Source organism: Chryseobacterium sp. GTID13 (genome assembly GCF_056172655.1).
Genome location: NZ_JAOCMB010000007.1, coordinates 778,445 through 795,610 on the forward strand (window position 1 = coordinate 778,445; position 17,166 = coordinate 795,610).

Genomic DNA, 17,166 nt, shown 5'->3' on the forward strand with positions numbered 1-17,166 from the left:
AAATTTAAAAAAATAAACTATGAAAAATAAAGGCTGCCTGAGCGCAGGAACTATCGGTATCGCACTACTTATCATCGTAGGCGTAATATTCTTCTGGGGAAAAAACGGTTACAATAATTTTGTTTCGAAAGAACAGAATGTGAACTCCAAATGGTCCAATATAGAAACTGTATATCAGAAAAGGGCCAATCTTATTCCAAACCTGGAAAGAACAGTTAAATCTTATTCAAAATTTGAGCAGGAAACTCTTACAAAAGTAGTTGAAGCCCGTTCAAAAGCAACATCTATCAACGTTGATCCAACGAATATGACAGAAGCTGATATGGCAAAATTCCAGGCTGCACAAGGAGAATTATCCGGCGCATTAAGCAGATTGATGGCGGTAGTGGAATCTTACCCTAACCTGAAGGCTGACCAGCAGTACATCAACTTCCAGAGAGAATACACGGCGATTGAAAACAGTATCAGAACCGAAACGGTTTATTACAACGATGCTGCCAAAGATTATAACACGACGATCAAAACGTTCCCGAACAATATTCTGGCGAACTTTACCAACTTTAAAGAAAAACCTTTCTTCAAGGCTGAAGCCGGTGCTGAAAAAGCTCCTGAAGTATTTAAATAATGAACCGTTTTCTGACAAATCAGCAGATCAATTCCCTTGTGGAAGCGATACAGTCGGCAGAAGAACATTCTACAGGCGAGATCAGGGTACACATTGACTCGAATACGGAAACAGAGAATGCACAAACTGCATTTGAAGTTTTCAAAGAACTCTGTATGAATAAAACTGCCGATAGAAATGCGGTGCTTTTCCACGTGAATTTCGAACAGAAATATCTTACTATTATCGGAGATATCGGGATCCATGATAAAGTACACCAGTCGTATTGGGATCACCTGCACGATTACATTACTGCTGAATTTGCCAAAGGAAATTATTACAAAGCTTTAAAAAGCGGTATCCTGGAAACCGGTCTTGAACTCAAAAAACATTTTCCTGTAGAAGGAGAAAACCCCAATCAGCTTCCTAATGAGATTACGTTCTCTTAAAATAGTATTTTCATTCATACTCCTCTGCTTTTACACCTTTGTATCAGCACAGTATACGATTCCGCCAAAACCGGCGGTTCTTTATCCTGTGTTCGATGAAGCAGGATTGCTTACCCAGCAGCAAAAAGATGAGCTGAACAATAAGCTGATTAAATTTTCAGATTCTACCTCCACAGAAATTGAAGTAGTCATTATTTCTTCTACCAAAGGAGAAGATGTGAACTTTCTGGCAACCATGTTCGGTGAGAAATGGGGAATCGGAAAAAAAGGGGTGGATAACGGTGTCGTTTTCCTGATTGCTACTGAAGACAGAACCATGTCTATCCAGCAGGGAAGAGCCGTGGAACAGTATCTCACTGCTTCTGTGGCGGGACAGATCCTTGATTATATTGTAACGCCTAATTTCAGGCAGGGACAGTGGTATGAAGGGATCAACCGTGGTACTTCTGCAATTATGGAGGCCGTTCAGGGAAAATTCAAACCTGTAGAAGAAACCTCACCTTCAGGCAATGGAAGCGCATTTAAAATCCTCATCATCGCATTTGTAATTTTCATCCTTCTGGCTATTATTTTCGGTGGTAGAGGCGGAGGACGCGGCGGCGGCAATAATGACGACGACGATGTGATCATTACCAGAAGAGGGCGCAGAAATTATCCTGGCGGTTTCTTTCCTTTCCCGGGCAGCTTCGGAGGAGGCGGTTTTGGTGGCGGAAGTTCCGGCGGCGGTGGATTTGGAGGATTTGGAGGCGGAGGCAGCTTTGGAGGAGGCGGTGCTTCAGGCGGATGGTAATACAGATAACAATATTCAATATAATCGGGCTCAGTTCCCGATTTTTTATTTAATATACTAAATACTAGCTGTTTATTTGTCTATTTTAATATTAAATCCAATTTTAAGTATTAAAAAATTAATAAAACCGCATGAAAACCGTTTTTAATTCAATATTTTTTTGCTATATTTACTGAAAACAGGTATATGAAAAAGACGCTGGTAGTTTTTGCACATCCCTATTTAGAGCACTCCAATTCTAATGTAGAGCTTATTAATTTCTATGTCCGTCACCAGCATTTTACCCTCAGAGATCTTTACGAAGAATATCCTGACTTTCATATTGCTGCGTTCAGGGAAAGGAAAAGATTAAAAAATTATGACCGTTTTATTTTTCAGTTTCCGCTTATCTGGTTCGGAATACCGCCTTTATTACGGCTATGGATCGATGAAGTTTTCGACCGCGACTGGCTCAGGGAAGGCGAAACCAATCCATTAGAAGGCAAAGAAATTTATATTCTGGTAACGACCGGAGGAAGAGAAAGATCATTCACTAAAAACGGAACCTATCAGTATACCGTGGAAGAACTGATCAGTGGGCTGATTGTCTCTCTAAAGGTTTTTAAGGCTAATATTAAGCACATCAAAATTGTTTATGAAGCCCATAAATTAAGCAAGAAAGATATTATTCTACATAAAAAAGAATTTACAGAACTCCTCAACCAATAAGATATGGAATCCAGTTTAGCAATGAATACATTAATTTTCCTGGGAGTGGCCATCATTATGGTTCCGCTGGCCAGAAAATTGGGGTTGAGTTCTGTAATCGGATATATTTTAGGCGGTATTATTATCGGGCCTTATGTTCTAAGGCTTACCGGAAAAGATGTTAATGACATTATGCATGCCAGTGAATTTGGAGTCATCATGCTCCTTTTCCTGGTTGGGCTGGAACTTGAACCCAGAAAATTCTGGGAAATGCGGAAGAAAATTGTGGGTCTGGGACTTACCCAGATGCTGCTTTCGATTTCGCTTCTGTTCCTCGTTTTCATCAGTGCCGGATGGAGGATCGATAAAGCTATTGCCATCGCGATGTGTTTTGCGCTTTCTTCTACGGCTATTGTACTGCAAACCCTTCAGGAAAAAAATAACCTTAAAACCCTGGCCGGAGAAGCTTCCTTCTCTACCCTTCTTTTTCAGGATATTGCTGTGATCCCTATTCTGGCTATTCTACCGATTATTGCCAATTATAAAGCAAATCATCATGATAATGACATACAGATCCTGATCCAGAAACTCCCTGAATGGCTACAGGCAGGAACAGTGATCTTGGGAGTGGCTATTTTGATTCTATTGGGCAGATATGTATTTGTTCCTTTTTTAAGATATGTTTCAAAGTCGGGAATGACAGAATTGCTTACAGCCTCCTCACTATTCCTTGTCATAGGGGTTTCTGAGCTTATGGTAGCCATAGGGCTTTCACCGGCGCTGGGCGCTTTCCTTGCGGGGGTAATGTTGGCCAACAGCGAGTTCAGGCATGAACTGGAAGCACAGATTGATCCGTTTAAAGGCTTGCTTTTGGCCGTGTTCTTTGTAAGTGTAGGCTCCACGATCAATTTTAATATTATCCAGCAGGATCCACTGTTTATTTTTTCTACGGTTTTTGCCGTATTGATTGTAAAATTTGTGGTTTTATATGCCATTGGAAAGTTTTTCAGGATTGATACACCACAGAGTCTATTTTACGCCTTTGCTCTTTCCCAGGTAGGAGAATTTGCCTTTGTTTTGATTAATTATGCTTCGGATCTTTATCTTTTGAGCCCTGAACTCAATGCACAGATGATGGCGGTTACTGCCATTACCATGTGTATTACCCCTATTCTTCTGATCATTAATGATAAATTGATTACGCCTAAGTTCATCCGGGAAGTCCCTGATACGGATAATGATTTCAATATTCTGGACAGTAATGTAACCCAGAAGAAGATCATTATTGTAGGTTTCGGACATTTCGGAAGTACGGTAGGCCGTCTTTTAAAGGCTAATAAAATTTCGGCAACGATTCTGGACAGGGATTCTGACAGGGTAAAGCTGTTAAGAAGCTATGGATTTAAAGTTTATTACGGGGATGCTACAAGAATTCCAATCTTAAGGGCTGCAGGAATTGAGGATGCGGAAATACTAGTTCTCTGTCTTGATGATCCTGATGATAATAAATTTATTGCTGAACTGGTAAGGGAACATTATCCCAAAGTCAAGATTTTTGTAAGAGCTAAAAACAGGATTGATGCTTATAATTACCTCAACAACGGCATTGAAAATATTTACCGCGAAACCTTGGGAACCGCTGTAGATATGGCTGTAGATGTCCTGCATGAAACAGGCATGAGAAAATACGCGGCAAGACGCCTTGGGCAGAGATTTATGGCCATAGATAAAGCCTCTATCAGAAGGCTGGCCAAAGCAAAGGATGATGACGAGATCTTATTGTTTACCACAAAAGAAATCCTCCAGCGGGAGGAGGAATTACTGGCTTATGATAACCTTAATTTTGATAACAAAGATTGGGAAGGTTCCTCGTCAGCAGATGAAGAAGAAAATGACGAGGAATCCTCCAATTAATTATTATTGAATACTGACGCTTCCGCCACTACTTTCCTCCTTGGTTACATTTTTAAGCTCTCCTCTTTTAGCAATATCCACACTGCCTCCTGATGAAGCTTCAGCATTTACGGATAAAACCGCGCCGATATGAACACTTGCCCCACTGGAGGCTTCAGCTTTTACATTATCAGCAACAAGTTCTTTAGCTGAGATGCTGCTTCCTGATGAGGAAGTGACGTCTGCATTTTTAGCTTTTCCGGAAATATCGATACTGGCTGCCGAAGAAGCATCAACATCAAGATCCACTGCCCAGACTTTTCCACTGAAACTGCTGCTGCTGTCTGCAGAGATGTCAAAGTCATTGGCTTCAAGATCTCCGGAAACACTCGCTGCGCTGGATATTTCAACGTCTACTTTTTCCTGGGTAAATTTATCTTTTACATGGATACTTGCTGCAGAATTGGCAACAAGTTTCGAGAAGTCTTTCGTATAAATTTTTGCCTTCACATTGTGGCTGTTCATCACCCTGATCCCTCTCTTATAGTGAATATGAAGTTTTCCGCCGCTGTTATCCACCAGAATTTCATTGATGATGTTTTCCGGTGCGGAAATAACTACTTTTTCCGTTTCAGATTTAATGATTTCCGCTTCTATAGCCTGGGAAACTTCAATCTCATCAAAATCTCCGTTAAATTCTTTCTCTCTCACCGGACCGCTTTCTTTGTTGATCACATTATCTACCCACCCGTTATCTTTGTCATTGTCATGGTTATTTTCACCATTTCTCCGGTCATGTTTATCATTACATGCGGTCATCAGCGCCAAGGCTGAGAATACAAAAAGAGTTGTTGATTTCATGTTTACTGCTTTTATAAATTAAGTTTTAATATCTTTATACTTTAATAACAACTAATTTATGAAAAATATTTCATCGGTATTGTTAATTTCTGCTCTGGCACTTAATCAATCTTGTACTACCATGAAGAAAACCGACACTCAACAGGAGACTCCTGTTACCGATCCATCCCTGTCTTCAAATCCTTTTATGAAGAAAAGCAAGCTTCAGTATGAAGCTCCGGAATTCGATAAAATTAAAAATGAACATTTCAAACCGGCCTTCGATTTCGGGCTTAAACAGCATGACGCTGAAATTCTGAAAATCGCCAACAACCCGGAAGCTCCTACTTTCGAAAACACTATTGTAGCCCTGGAAAAAAGTGGTGAAGTTTTAAGAAGAGCCACTATTGTATTTTCCAATCTTACAAGCGCAAATACCAACCCTACCCTTCAGGCTTTAGATGAAGAATACGCTCCTATTTTTGCTGCGCATTCCGATAAAATGTACCTGAATGAAAATTTATATAAAAGAATCAAGTCTATTAAAGAAGACGGTTTGGACCCTGAAAGTAAAAAACTGGTTCAGTATTATAAGCAAAATTTTGAAATTGCAGGAGCCAATCTTTCTGCAGCTGACAAGGAAAAATTAAAGCAGATCAACCAGGAGCTGGCTTCACTTTCCACCCAATATGCCAATAAATTATTGGAAGCAAGAAAGCAGGGAGGTGTATTTTTCTCTGATGCCAAAGAACTGGACGGACTTTCTGCTGATGAGATCGAAGCTGCGGCAGCTGATGCCAAAACTGCAGGACAGCCTGGAAAATATCTCCTTGCACTTCAGAATACTACACAGCAGCCTCTTCTTCAAAATTTAAAAAACCGAGCAACAAGAGAAAAACTGTTCAAAGCCTCATGGCTGAGAGCTGAAAAAGGTGATGGAAACGATACCCGCGAAACCATTGAAAAGCTTGCCAAACTGAGACTTAAAAAAGCACAGATCCTAGGTAAGAAAAGCTTTGCCGAATGGAAACTTCAGGACCAGATGGCAAAAACACCTGAAGCCGCGACCAAGTTAATGAACCAGATCGCGACTCCTGCTGTAGAAACGGCAAGACGTGAGGCAAAAGATATTCAGGACCTCATCGATCAGCAGAAAGGAGGCTTTAAAGTAGAGCCATGGGACTGGAACTTCTATGCAGAACAGGTTAGAAAAGCAAAATACGACCTTGATGAAAACCAGATCAAGCCTTATTTTGAAGTAACTACTGTTTTGGAAAAAGGAGTTTTCTACGCCGCTGAAAAGTTCTACGGACTGACCTTTAAAAAGAGAACAGATCTCCCTGTTTATCATCCTGATGTGGTAACTTATGAGGTTTTTGACCACGACGGAAAATCTATTGCGATCTATTATCTTGATTTCTATACCAGGGATTCTAAAAACGGAGGCGCCTGGATGAGCAACTTCGTGGAGCAGTCTTATCTTTTAGGAACCAAGCCTGTGATTGTTAACTGCTACAATTACCAGAAGCCGGCTCCGGGAAAACCATCGCTGATCAGCTATGATGATGTTTCTACAATGTTCCATGAATTCGGGCATTCTATCCATGGAATGTTTGCAAGCCAGAAATATCCATCACTTTCAGGAACAAGTGTTCCGAGAGATTTTGTGGAATTCCCTTCACAAATTAATGAGCACTGGGCACTGGATCCTGTAGTTCTTAAAAACTATGCAATTCACTACGAAACAAAGCAGCCGATTCCTCAGGCTTTGGTTGATAAAATTAAAAAAGCAGCTACTTTCAACCAGGGATATATGACGACAGAACTTGTTTCTGCAGCTGCCCTGGACATGGATTGGCATACTGTAACGAATGAAAGCCAGCTAATTCCGGTCCTTGATTTTGAAAAACAGTCATTGGCCAATCATGGATTTACTCTAGCGACAGTACCTCCGAGATATCATACTCCTTATTTTGCCCACATCTGGGGCGGAGGTTACTCGGCAGGATATTACGCTTATCTTTGGTCTGAAACCCTTGACAATGATGCATGGGAATGGATTAAAAATAACGGAGGCCTTACAAGAGAAAACGGTGACCGTTTCAGAAAATATATTCTTTCCGTAGGAAATTCTGTGGACCTTAACCAGGCATTCAGAGATTTTACAGGACATGATCCGGACATTAAGCCTTTATTGAGAAACAGAGGTTTTATCAAATAAATTATACAGAGAAGCATTCGAAAGAGTGCTTCTTTTTTTATAGATTTTGGCTAAAGCCGTTTAAATTATTTTTTTATGAATTAAAGCCCCATTCTTATTCGATAATAATAGAAGATTATTCTAATGTAAATTTTGCTGATATTTTTTTCATTATAATCTCAATCTGTGGAATCTGTAAAATCTGTGGGAAATAAAAAAATATTCATGTAAATTTGTGTCCAAAATGTATAGAAATGAATTGTCCCTGCTGTTCCGGAAAACCTTACGAGGAATGCTGTAAACCTTATCATACAGGAGAAAAGCATGCTCCAACTGCTGAAGCTTTAATGCGTTCAAGGTTTTCTGCTTTTGCAATTCCCAATGGAGGCTATTTAATGGAAACCACATCTCCGGTTAAAAGACAATTTCACAATAAAAAAGATCTACAGGAATGGGGAGAAATTAATAAGTGGACAAAGCTGGAAATTGTGGATAAGCCCTCTGTGAGCAAAGTTGAATTTAAAGCTTACTATACGGATGAAGAGGGGCATCAACACATTCATCATGAATTATCGAAATTCAAAATGATTCAAAACCGTTGGTTTTATGTAAGCGGAGAATTTTTAGAATAAAAAAATGTCCGGAAAAATCCGGACATTTCATTATAGTTTAGTGGGCATCTGTCCCGTCGATTCCATGAGAGTGGCCATGAGCCAGTTCTTCTTCCGTTGCCGGACGTGTATTTAAAATTTCTACCTGGAAATCTAAAACTTTCCCTGCCATTGGATGGTTAAGGTCTGCTACTACTGCTTCAGGAGTTACTTCCACCACAAAAGCCTGGAAATTATTACCCTGACCGTCTGATAGAGGTAAAATAGCCCCCACAGGCGGAGTTCCTGATTCCTGGAACATATCAAGCGGCAACTGCACGATTGAATTCGGATCTTTTTCTCCGTAAGCTTCTTCAGGCTGAATCACGAAAGATGCTTTATCTCCCGCTTTCAGGCCCTGGATGTTTTGTTCAAACTTTGGAATCATTCTTCCTACACCGTATAAAAATGTAAGCGGATTTTCTGCTGTCGTTTCTTCTACAAGAACCTTGCTTCCATCTTCTTCGATGGTATGAAGTATGTAACTTACTGCTACAACATGGTTGTTTTCAATTGTCATATTTTTTCTTTTTTTCGTGATGCTTTTCACGATTAATATCACAAATATACTATTTTTGAAATGATTGATCGTGGAAAACCGCTAAAACAAAAATCCTTTTAATCTCTTCTTTTTGTTTCGTTCTTTTTTTCTGTCTTAATACATAGAGATACAGGCTTTCTACCTTGGTTCTCGCCCAGGGTGTTTTTCTGAGAAACTTCAGTGAAGAGCTGATGCTGGGGTTATCTGTAAAACATTTTATATTGATCTGCTCACCAAGTTTCTCAAAACCTTCATAATATTCTACCAGTTCTTCAAGAATGGCATCGAGTCTTTTTCCGTGCAGCGGATCTTTGGACGGTTCCTGCATTGCTATTTTTTTGTAAAAGTAATAATAATTATAAGATTAATATTTTTATAAAAAAATCCTGCTGTATGCCAGCAGGATTCTATTTTAAAGATTCTGAATAGCCGGTTTTACTTTTTCACCGAACAATTCAATGGATTTCATCATAATATCGTGAGCCGGATCGCCTACATCCATATGCCCGATAAATCTTGTGATGCCAAAGATTTCTTTCATGTAGGCAATTTTATCGGCTACTTCTGCCGGACTTCCGATAAATAATGCTCCGTCTTTACTTCTTCCTCCGTCATACTGCATTTTGGTGTAAGGAGCCCAGCCTCTGGAAGCCCCGATCCTGTCCATCTGGGATTTATAGTTATTAAAATACCCGTCTACAACAGCCTGGTCATCGCTTACAAAGGTGTGAGAATGGATGGCAATCTGCATTTTGGAAACATCGTGTCCAGCTTTTTGATATTCCTGCTTGTAAAATTCCACTAAGTTTTTAAACTGTACAGGCATTCCTCCGATGATAGCCACAACCAAAGGCATTCCTAATTTTGCAGCACTTAAAACAGATTGCGGAGTTCCTCCTACCGCTCTCCAGATCGATAATTTTCCGTCATTTTTTGCTCTAGGATAAACGGTTTGATTCTGCATCGGTGCACGAAGCTTTCCTGACCAGGTCACGTTTTCTTCTGAATTGATCTTTAATAAAAGCTCCAGTTTTTCGTCAAAAAGTTCTTCATAATCATTCAATGAATATCCGTATAATGGAAATGATTCGATAAAACTTCCTCTTCCTACAAATATTTCAGCTCTTCCGTCTGATATTAAATCCAGAGTTGAAAAATCTTCATATACTTTTACCGGTTCTGAAGAACTCAAAACCGTTACCCCGCTTGCCAGCTTTATATTTTTGGTAATACTTGCCGCAGCTGCGAGTACCATTTCCGGTGATGAAACTGCATAATCCGCACGGTGATGTTCTCCCATGGCAAAAACATCAATTCCTACCTCATCCATTAATTTTACCTGATCCAGTATTTCACGGATCTTTACTCCTGCATCTCTATATTTTCCGGTCGCCTGGTCAAAAGCCAGGTCCCCAAACATTCCTATTCCTAATTCCATATTTCTGATTTTATGTTTTACATTTTAGATAAGCAAAATTACGAATGATGAAGATTAAAAGCATTGATCTTTGATAAGAACAGATTATCCTGAGTTTAAGAGTAAATTAAAAAATCCAGCCTGACGGCTGGATTCCCTGTTATTTCTTCAGATACTGATCAAAGTAATCGGTTACTTTCTGCATCAGGTGGACTCTGTCCTTCCCAATTACATTATGCGGATGTCCAGGATATACAAAATAATCCAGCTGAACTCCGTTGTCTACAGCAGATTTGATAAATTTGATGGAATGCTGCCAAACTACTACATCGTCCTGAGCTCCATGGATCATCAGCAATTTTCCTTTCAGATTCTGAACTTTGTCCAGAAGATTAGCCGTAGCATATCCCTGAGGGTTTTCCTGTGGTGTATCCATATACCTTTCACCGTACATAATTTCGTACATTTTCCAGTCGATCACAGGACCTCCTGCAACGCCCACTTTGAAAACGTCCGGATTGCGGAGCATAAAGCTTGTGGTCATAAATCCTCCAAAGCTCCATCCGTGGATCCCCATTCTCTGAGAATCTACATAAGGAAGGGACTTTAAGTAATCTACCCCCTTCATCTGATCGTTCATTTCGGTAGTTCCCAGGTTTCTGAACACTGCTTGCTCAAACTTCATTCCACGGTTGGCAGAACCTCTTCCGTCCATGGTAAAAATAATGTATCCGTTTTGTGCCATGTATTCGTACCAAAGGTTACCCGATGCCGGGAAAGTATTGGTTACGAGCTGCAAGTGTGGTCCGTTATAAAGATAAACGATTACCGGATACTTTTTGGTGGCGTCAAAATCTGTCGGAAGGATGATTTTTCCGTAAAGCGGTGTTCCGTCATCAGCTTTTAATTCTACATTTTTAATTTCAGGTCTCTGATAATTTTTCAATGTATTTTCTGCTGTAAGAATATTGGTAGACTTTGCCGTATTCGTATTAATGATATTGACAGATCTGGGCGTACCTGCATTGCTGTAATTATCATAAAGGTAATTCCCGTCGCTGCTCAGGATTCCTGTATGTACACCTGCTGCATTATCCAGACGCTGCGTTTTGAAGTTTGTCCAGTTGATTTTGTATAAATGTTTTTCCAGAGGTGTTTCTTTCGTGGAAGTGAAATAGATTTCCTTTTTCTTATCATTAAAGCCTAAAATGTCGGTTACCAACCAGTCTCCCTTTGTGATTTGAGCAATAAGTCCCTTTTCAAGGCTGTAGTGGAACAGGTGATTATAGCCCGTTCTCTGGCTCTGCCAGATGAAGTCTGTATTGGAATTAGGGAAAAAGGTAAGCGGATGCTGAGGCTCAACATATTTGTCACTGGTTTCTTCAAACAAGGTTTTTACCAGATTTCCTGTAGCTGCATCGTACTGATTCATTTTCATGTGATTCTGTCCACGGTTCAGAACGGCAACAAAAATATATTTTGAGTCCGGACTCCAGGTAACCGCTGTCAGGTACTGATCTTTTTCACCATCAATTTTAAGGAAAGTAGTTGACTGATTTTTGATATTATAAACCCCTAAAGTTACCTCATGGGACTTCTGCCCAGCCATTGGATACTTGACGTTGTGATTGACTGCCGGCGTTACGGACCAGTCGATCACAGGATAATCCGCTACCATGGTCTGATCCATTCTGTAAAATGCTACCGATTCTGAATTCGGTGCAGGGAAAATTCCCGTATCGATCCCGAATTCATTTCTGTGGACTGCTGCTCCTCCGTTGATGATATTTTCATCGGAATCGTTGGTTACAGCAACTGTTTTTCCGTTTTTATTAACAAATAAATTATTCTTTACGGTAAATGCAAAAGTTTGATTATCTCCGAATACTTTTATATTGGAAGCATTCGAGTCTACGGCAGCTGCTGTTTTTACCTTCCATGAATTTCCGGATTTCTCGATCCAGAACATTTTATCGTTGGCATTAAAATAACCGCTTGACCCGCTTGTAAATTTAATCTGCGGAACGGCTTTCAGCTGTGCATCAGAGAATGATTTGTTTAACTGGGTTAAAGATACGAGCGTATCCTGTTTGCTTGACTTAAGATCTGTAATCAGATAACCGCCTTTTACAGCCTGGATATACGACTTACCATCTGCAGTCCAGGAAAACTGGGAAATGTTTTTTACGGCCAGATTTGTCCTCAGTCCGTTCACTGCCTCCGCCATTGTAAATTTCTGGGTCTGTGCCATTGCAGAACTACCCAAAACCAGCATCAATAAAGAAAATCTATATAATTTCATTGTATAAAATTGAATCCTTCAAAAATAAGAAATAAAAACCATTCGTTAACAAATGTTAAAATAAAACATTCATAAATTAGAATTAATGTACTGATAAAAATAAATTCTTAACTTAGTGTGAATGGTGAATCGTCAATGGTGAATTTTTCCCAAGCCAATTGACCATTCACTTGCGAAGCAAAAATTGACCATTCACATGAAACTTTGAGTGAAATGTCAACAGCCAATCGTGAATTGACCAGCACTAATAATTGACCATTCATTTGCGAAGCAAAACTGACCATTCACCAATCAATCTCATTTCTTAACCTATATCAATGATTTGTATATCTCCTCCACCCTACATTTGCAGTATCAATAACAAACAAAAAATAAAATACAATGGCAACAAAATGGAACCTAGACCCAACGCATAGTGAAATTACTTTCAAAGTAAAACACATGATGATCTCTAATGTAAAAGGAAGCTTCAGAACTTTCAATGCTGAAATTGAATCTGAAGATGATAGCTTCGCCAACGCTAAAACTACAGCTACCATACAGACTGATTCTGTATTCACAAACAATACGGACAGAGATAACCATTTGAAATCAGCTGAATTTTTCAATGCAGAACAATATCCTACTATTACATTTGAATCCCAGGCTTTAAATGATAAAGTAACAGGAAATCTTACGGTAAACGGTATTACAAAACCTATCACTTTAGATGTAGACTTCGGTGGAATCAACGTTGATCCATGGGGAAATACAAAAGCAGGATTTTCTTTTGAAGGAAAAATTAACAGAAAAGACTATGGGCTTAACTGGAATGCAGCTCTTGAAGCAGGAGGCGTAATGGTAAGTGATGAAGTAAAAATCGCCGGAGAATTACAATTTGTAAAACAGGCATAATATAGATCTGGTTTTTGAGAAAATTCAAAAACTACCATACAATTAACGTACAAAAGGTTCAGGGATTTTTCTAAAAGCCTTGGACCTTTTTCAATAATTACTTATTTATGAACCTCAACGATCTGCAAAATATCAGCAATAATTTCGGAAATACCCAAAGAATGCCTGTCCTGTTTTTAGGGCACGGTTCACCGATGAATGCTATTGAAGAAAATCAGTTTGTGCAGGGCTTCAGAAAAGCGGCTCAGGAAATTCCGAAACCTAATGTTATTTTGTGTGTTTCTGCGCATTGGTATACACAGGGAACTTTTGTAACGGCAATGGATATGCCCAGAACAATCCATGATTTCGGAGGTTTTCCGAAGGCATTATTCGATGTACAGTATCCTGCTCCCGGAAACCCGGAACTGGCCAGAGAAACAGCTGAGCTTTTGACTCCTGTTTTAGTGGAGGAAGATCACAACTGGGGACTTGACCACGGCGCATGGTCAGTCATTAAACATATGTATCCTGATGCGGATATTCCGGTCATACAGCTGAGTATAGATTATACCCAACCTCCGCAATATCATTTTGACCTTGCCAAAAGGCTGAATAAGCTCCGCGAAAAAGGAATTCTGATTATCGGAAGCGGGAATATTGTTCATAATCTCCGCCTGATCGACTGGAAAAACATTGATACGGTAGGTGCCGGCTGGGACTGGGCTATTGAAGCACGTGAAAAAACCAACAACTGGCTTCTGGACGGAAATTTCCAGAATATTATAGATTACCAGAAACAGGGAACATTCCTTCAGTATGCTGTTCCTACACCAGATCATTACCTTCCGCTGATCTATACATTAGGTTTGAAGGATAAAGCTGAAAACCTTTCTTTATTCAATGATGAACTGATCGGGGGATCTTTAAGCATGACCAGTGTAAGGATAGGATAATATGGGTATTGAAAGCCTGAAGTCTTAAAAAAGGGAATATCATCAATCCGTGCCGCTCAGGCAGATTGAGATATCCCCAATATTTTATATTATAATAACTTACTGTACAGCTTTCAGAACATTGATGTTTCCGTAGCCATAACTTGAATTTACAGTAGGATAATAGGTGGCAGACTGTCTCATTTTATTCAGCACCTGATCTCTTGTCCATGAAGGATTTTTGGCCCAGACCAGGGCAGCAATACCTGCTGTGGCAGCGGTAGCCACTGATGAACCGCCTACATAATCAGCCTGATTGTTGTAATAACTTAAAACCGGAACTGTATTTCCATTGGATCTTTCCATCTGGAAGGTAAAATCGATCTGGCTTCCGGAGTGGCAAACGTCACATTTCTGGTTGGAAGTTCCTTCTTTTACTCCGGTTACGGCCTGTGTTTCAGACATACTTGCCGGGAAAATAACGCCAACAAAGTTGGTAAAACTGGTAGAAGTACCTCCGGCACAGAAAATCAGCTTTCCTTTGGAATAGGCATATTTTACCCCATCCTCAATCTTTCCTACGGAGAAAATATGTCCCATCGACATGGAAATAATCTTCACACTCGTATTATTAGCCAGATCAGTGAATGCTGTTTTTACTCCATTCTGCTCACTGGAAGTTTCCAGCACAACATTGGAAGCCGCACGGTACGTAATGAGATTGGCATTGTAGGCAACTCCTACGGGAAGTCCTGCATTATTTTTCGGGGCTGCCATTACAGAAGCCATCTTTGTTCCGTGTCCGCATTGATCTGCAGGACCGTCTGTAGTGGATCCGTTGACATATGATCCGAATTTGCTGATTGTTCTTCCGGAAGAAGCGCCGGTATTGAAACTGCTTCCCAATAAGGTCTGTTCGGGCGAAACCCCGGTATCAATCAATCCTATGGTCACTCCTGCTCCCGTACTGTAGCTCCAGGCATTGGGAATATTGTGCTGGGTAAAAGCCCATGGAATTTTAGCATTAGGAGCCGTTGTGGTATAATCTGCAGCATTTAAAACAGCAGAATCAAATCCACATCCTGAAGAACCACTTGATTTTGCATTAGGATTAATACTGTTTTCTATTTCAAAATAATGATAATTCCCCGGCTCTACATACCGGATGGTTTTCATCTTCCGCAGTGCTGTAATAGTTTCTTCCTTTTCTATGACAACATCTATCTGATTAAGATACTGATCGGAAGAAATCAGAAATCTCGTCTGCTCAACGCCTTCCTGCTGTCTGATGACATCAAGGATCTCCGCTTCCATTGCTTTGCTGTTTGCCGACAGACTTCTGTCGAAATCATCTTTTGAAGCTCCAAAGCCGATGGAAACCATCCTGTTTCCCCTGAAAACTGCACTCCAAAGCAAGTGGTCCGAGGCGTTTTTCCAGTTAAATGTTCCGGTGTTCTTGATCGTACTGTTAATTTCCGAATTGATCTGCTTCCCTGTTAAGGGGTCTTTCTGAACAACTTGAACAGATGGATTTTCGGTCTGAAGTTCATCCCTGGTACACGAATTCAATGTAAGGAACAGCGCCAGAAGGTAAAATGTACTTTTTTTCATAGTATTAATTGTATGGTTTGGAACCACAATATAACACTTTGACGTGAATTAAAAGCTTATAAAAAATGAATTTAGTATTACCTGAATATGAATCTTTATACCCAGCTGTTAAAAAATTTACAGTAATTTCTCAAAGCAAACGCTATTATCAATACCAATATACTGTCCGTAATTAGGAATTCTGTAATATCCGTTTTTTTCATACAGAGCAATGGCTTCCGGCTGCTTGATGCCAGTTTCCAGAACACATTTGCTAAACCCTTCTTCTTTGGCCCAGACTTCCAGTTCATTTAATATTTTCGATGCAAATCCTTTCCCTCTCATTTGCTCATTGGTATACATTCTTTTGATCTCTACAGTATCCTTTGAAAAAGGTTTAAACGCACCACAACCAACAGCTGTATCTTCAGAATAAGCTACCACACAGTTTTTCAGAGCATTAATTGAATTAAACTGGTGGTAAAATTCATGATCTTTTCCATCACGGACAGCCAGATCGGCATCCAGAAGTTTTACTAAATCCTGAAAATCTGTATTGGAAGAATCGGTTCTGTTTGTAATCATCTTTTGTTTTATGAATTAAATAATATCTTAAGATTATTTTTTGCTGTTAATTTTTTAAATCTTACAGAAAAAACAAATTTATTAAATGATTATATTATTAAAAAATATCTCCTCTGTTATTTACTTTGTTGAATAGAATCAAATTCAGCAGTACGATAAAGTTCTTCCGGAACCTGGGCTAAGGTAGATTCATGAAGTTTACTACCAAGTCCGTAAAATTGTTGAAAGCTCATTATAAGCGGGCGCCATTTGTCTGGATCAACCCGGTTGGGAAAACCATCCATAAGAATAGATTCTTCTAAATGTACCTTTACAATCTTTAATTCTATGTAGATAATGTTTCCTCGCTGAGTATCATGATCTTCTGCCAACAGATTTACCTTAGCAAGGCGGGTTTCCATCTGTACCGGGCATTCTAATATTCTTGGAGGGTTAATCAATATCGATTGAACAGGTGTCATTCCGGCAATCTCAAATTTTCGGGATTCGTGGCGATATCCTTTATTTTGCTTTCCTTTGGGAACAGGATTAGAACCGGTTGTTAAAGCAAGTTTATTAACCATTTCCACCTGATCTTCTGAAGGAAGATTGATGACACACTCGCCGGTTCTTAATAAATTTTCGGAAGTTTTAGATACCGCCGAAATACCAATTACACACCTCCAGCCTAACCAGAATATTGATGAAATGGGAGCAGCGTTGAAACTGCCATTTTCGTTCGTTGTTGAAATAAGGATTACCGGTGTACCAAAATACAAAATAGAGGGTGTACTTATTTTATGCATGATGTCATTTTTTACAGACAAAAGT

At 39.6% G+C, this 17,166-nt stretch carries 17 protein-coding genes; 9 read left to right on the forward strand and 8 right to left on the reverse strand.

What is annotated here, in order from left to right; genetic code table 11:
- Positions 1–19: 19 nt before the first annotated feature.
- The 5 genes from N4G44_RS23110 to N4G44_RS23130 all read left to right on the forward strand — a co-directional run bounded on the left by N4G44_RS23110 (position 20) and on the right by N4G44_RS23130 (position 4,444).
- Entirely contained in the window at positions 20–625 is a 606-nt protein-coding gene (locus N4G44_RS23110; RefSeq protein WP_040997006.1) for a LemA family protein, read from the forward strand.
- Positions 625–1,053: a TPM domain-containing protein gene (locus tag N4G44_RS23115; RefSeq protein ID WP_474930081.1), complete on the forward strand. Its 429-nt coding sequence runs from the start codon at positions 625–627 to the stop codon at positions 1,051–1,053. Before N4G44_RS23110 ends, N4G44_RS23115 begins: the two co-directional genes overlap by 1 nt.
- Entirely contained in the window at positions 1,034–1,843 is an 810-nt protein-coding gene (locus tag N4G44_RS23120) for a TPM domain-containing protein (protein WP_474930082.1), read from the forward strand. The genes N4G44_RS23115 and N4G44_RS23120 overlap by 20 nt, the downstream gene beginning before the upstream one ends.
- A 186-nt stretch (positions 1,844–2,029) precedes the next feature.
- Complete coding sequence (locus N4G44_RS23125; protein ID WP_474930083.1) at positions 2,030–2,551, forward strand: NAD(P)H-dependent oxidoreductase; 522 nt, start codon at positions 2,030–2,032, stop codon at positions 2,549–2,551.
- A 3-nt stretch (positions 2,552–2,554) separates the two neighbouring features.
- Entirely contained in the window at positions 2,555–4,444 is a 1,890-nt protein-coding gene (locus N4G44_RS23130; RefSeq protein ID WP_474930084.1) for a monovalent cation:proton antiporter-2 (CPA2) family protein, read from the forward strand.
- 3 nt (positions 4,445–4,447) lie between these two features.
- On the opposite strand, the gene N4G44_RS23135 is transcribed toward N4G44_RS23130, so the two are convergent.
- The gene (locus tag N4G44_RS23135; RefSeq protein ID WP_474930085.1) at positions 4,448–5,284 is read right to left on the reverse strand and encodes a head GIN domain-containing protein; all 837 of its coding nucleotides are present in this window, start codon (positions 5,282–5,284) and stop codon (positions 4,448–4,450) included.
- 58 nt (positions 5,285–5,342) lie between these two features.
- On the opposite strand from N4G44_RS23135, the gene N4G44_RS23140 reads away from it, so the two are divergent.
- Together N4G44_RS23140 and N4G44_RS23145 are read left to right on the forward strand one after the other, a co-directional pair.
- Positions 5,343–7,484, forward strand: a complete 2,142-nt coding sequence (locus N4G44_RS23140; RefSeq protein WP_474930086.1) for a M3 family metallopeptidase — start codon at positions 5,343–5,345, stop codon at positions 7,482–7,484.
- A 233-nt stretch (positions 7,485–7,717) separates the two neighbouring features.
- Complete coding sequence (locus N4G44_RS23145) at positions 7,718–8,095, forward strand: YchJ family protein (RefSeq protein ID WP_474930087.1); 378 nt, start codon at positions 7,718–7,720, stop codon at positions 8,093–8,095.
- Positions 8,096–8,132: 37 nt separating this feature from the next.
- Here the strand turns inward: N4G44_RS23145 and N4G44_RS23150 are convergent, their stop codons facing one another.
- The 4 genes from N4G44_RS23150 to N4G44_RS23165 all read right to left on the reverse strand — a co-directional run bounded on the left by N4G44_RS23150 (position 8,133) and on the right by N4G44_RS23165 (position 12,373).
- The gene (locus N4G44_RS23150) at positions 8,133–8,633 is read right to left on the reverse strand and encodes an FKBP-type peptidyl-prolyl cis-trans isomerase (RefSeq protein ID WP_474930088.1); all 501 of its coding nucleotides are present in this window, start codon (positions 8,631–8,633) and stop codon (positions 8,133–8,135) included.
- A 49-nt stretch (positions 8,634–8,682) separates the two neighbouring features.
- Entirely contained in the window at positions 8,683–8,982 is a 300-nt protein-coding gene (locus N4G44_RS23155; protein ID WP_474930089.1) for a VF530 family protein, read from the reverse strand.
- Between the two features lie 84 nt (positions 8,983–9,066).
- A complete protein-coding gene (locus N4G44_RS23160) occupies positions 9,067–10,092 on the reverse strand; it encodes an LLM class flavin-dependent oxidoreductase (protein ID WP_474930090.1) in 1,026 nt (341 codons plus the stop codon).
- 139 nt (positions 10,093–10,231) lie between these two features.
- On the reverse strand, positions 10,232–12,373 hold the full coding sequence (locus tag N4G44_RS23165) for a S9 family peptidase (RefSeq protein ID WP_474930091.1): 2,142 nt from the start codon (positions 12,371–12,373) through the stop codon (positions 10,232–10,234).
- 381 nt (positions 12,374–12,754) lie between these two features.
- On the opposite strand from N4G44_RS23165, the gene N4G44_RS23170 reads away from it, so the two are divergent.
- Complete coding sequence (locus N4G44_RS23170; RefSeq protein WP_048502910.1) at positions 12,755–13,267, forward strand: YceI family protein; 513 nt, start codon at positions 12,755–12,757, stop codon at positions 13,265–13,267.
- Positions 13,268–13,374: 107 nt separating this feature from the next.
- A complete protein-coding gene (gene ygiD, locus N4G44_RS23175) occupies positions 13,375–14,202 on the forward strand; it encodes a 4,5-DOPA-extradiol-dioxygenase (RefSeq protein WP_474930092.1) in 828 nt (275 codons plus the stop codon).
- A 99-nt stretch (positions 14,203–14,301) separates the two neighbouring features.
- Here ygiD and N4G44_RS23180 read toward each other — a convergent pair whose 3' ends face one another.
- The 3 genes from N4G44_RS23180 to N4G44_RS23190 form a co-directional block, all read right to left on the reverse strand.
- Positions 14,302–15,792: a S8 family peptidase gene (locus N4G44_RS23180; RefSeq protein ID WP_474930093.1), complete on the reverse strand. Its 1,491-nt coding sequence runs from the start codon at positions 15,790–15,792 to the stop codon at positions 14,302–14,304.
- A 117-nt stretch (positions 15,793–15,909) separates the two neighbouring features.
- The gene (locus N4G44_RS23185; RefSeq protein WP_474930094.1) at positions 15,910–16,356 is read right to left on the reverse strand and encodes a GNAT family N-acetyltransferase; all 447 of its coding nucleotides are present in this window, start codon (positions 16,354–16,356) and stop codon (positions 15,910–15,912) included.
- A 116-nt stretch (positions 16,357–16,472) separates the two neighbouring features.
- On the reverse strand, positions 16,473–17,141 hold the full coding sequence (locus N4G44_RS23190; protein ID WP_474930095.1) for a flavin reductase family protein: 669 nt from the start codon (positions 17,139–17,141) through the stop codon (positions 16,473–16,475).
- Positions 17,142–17,166: the final 25 nt, after the last annotated feature.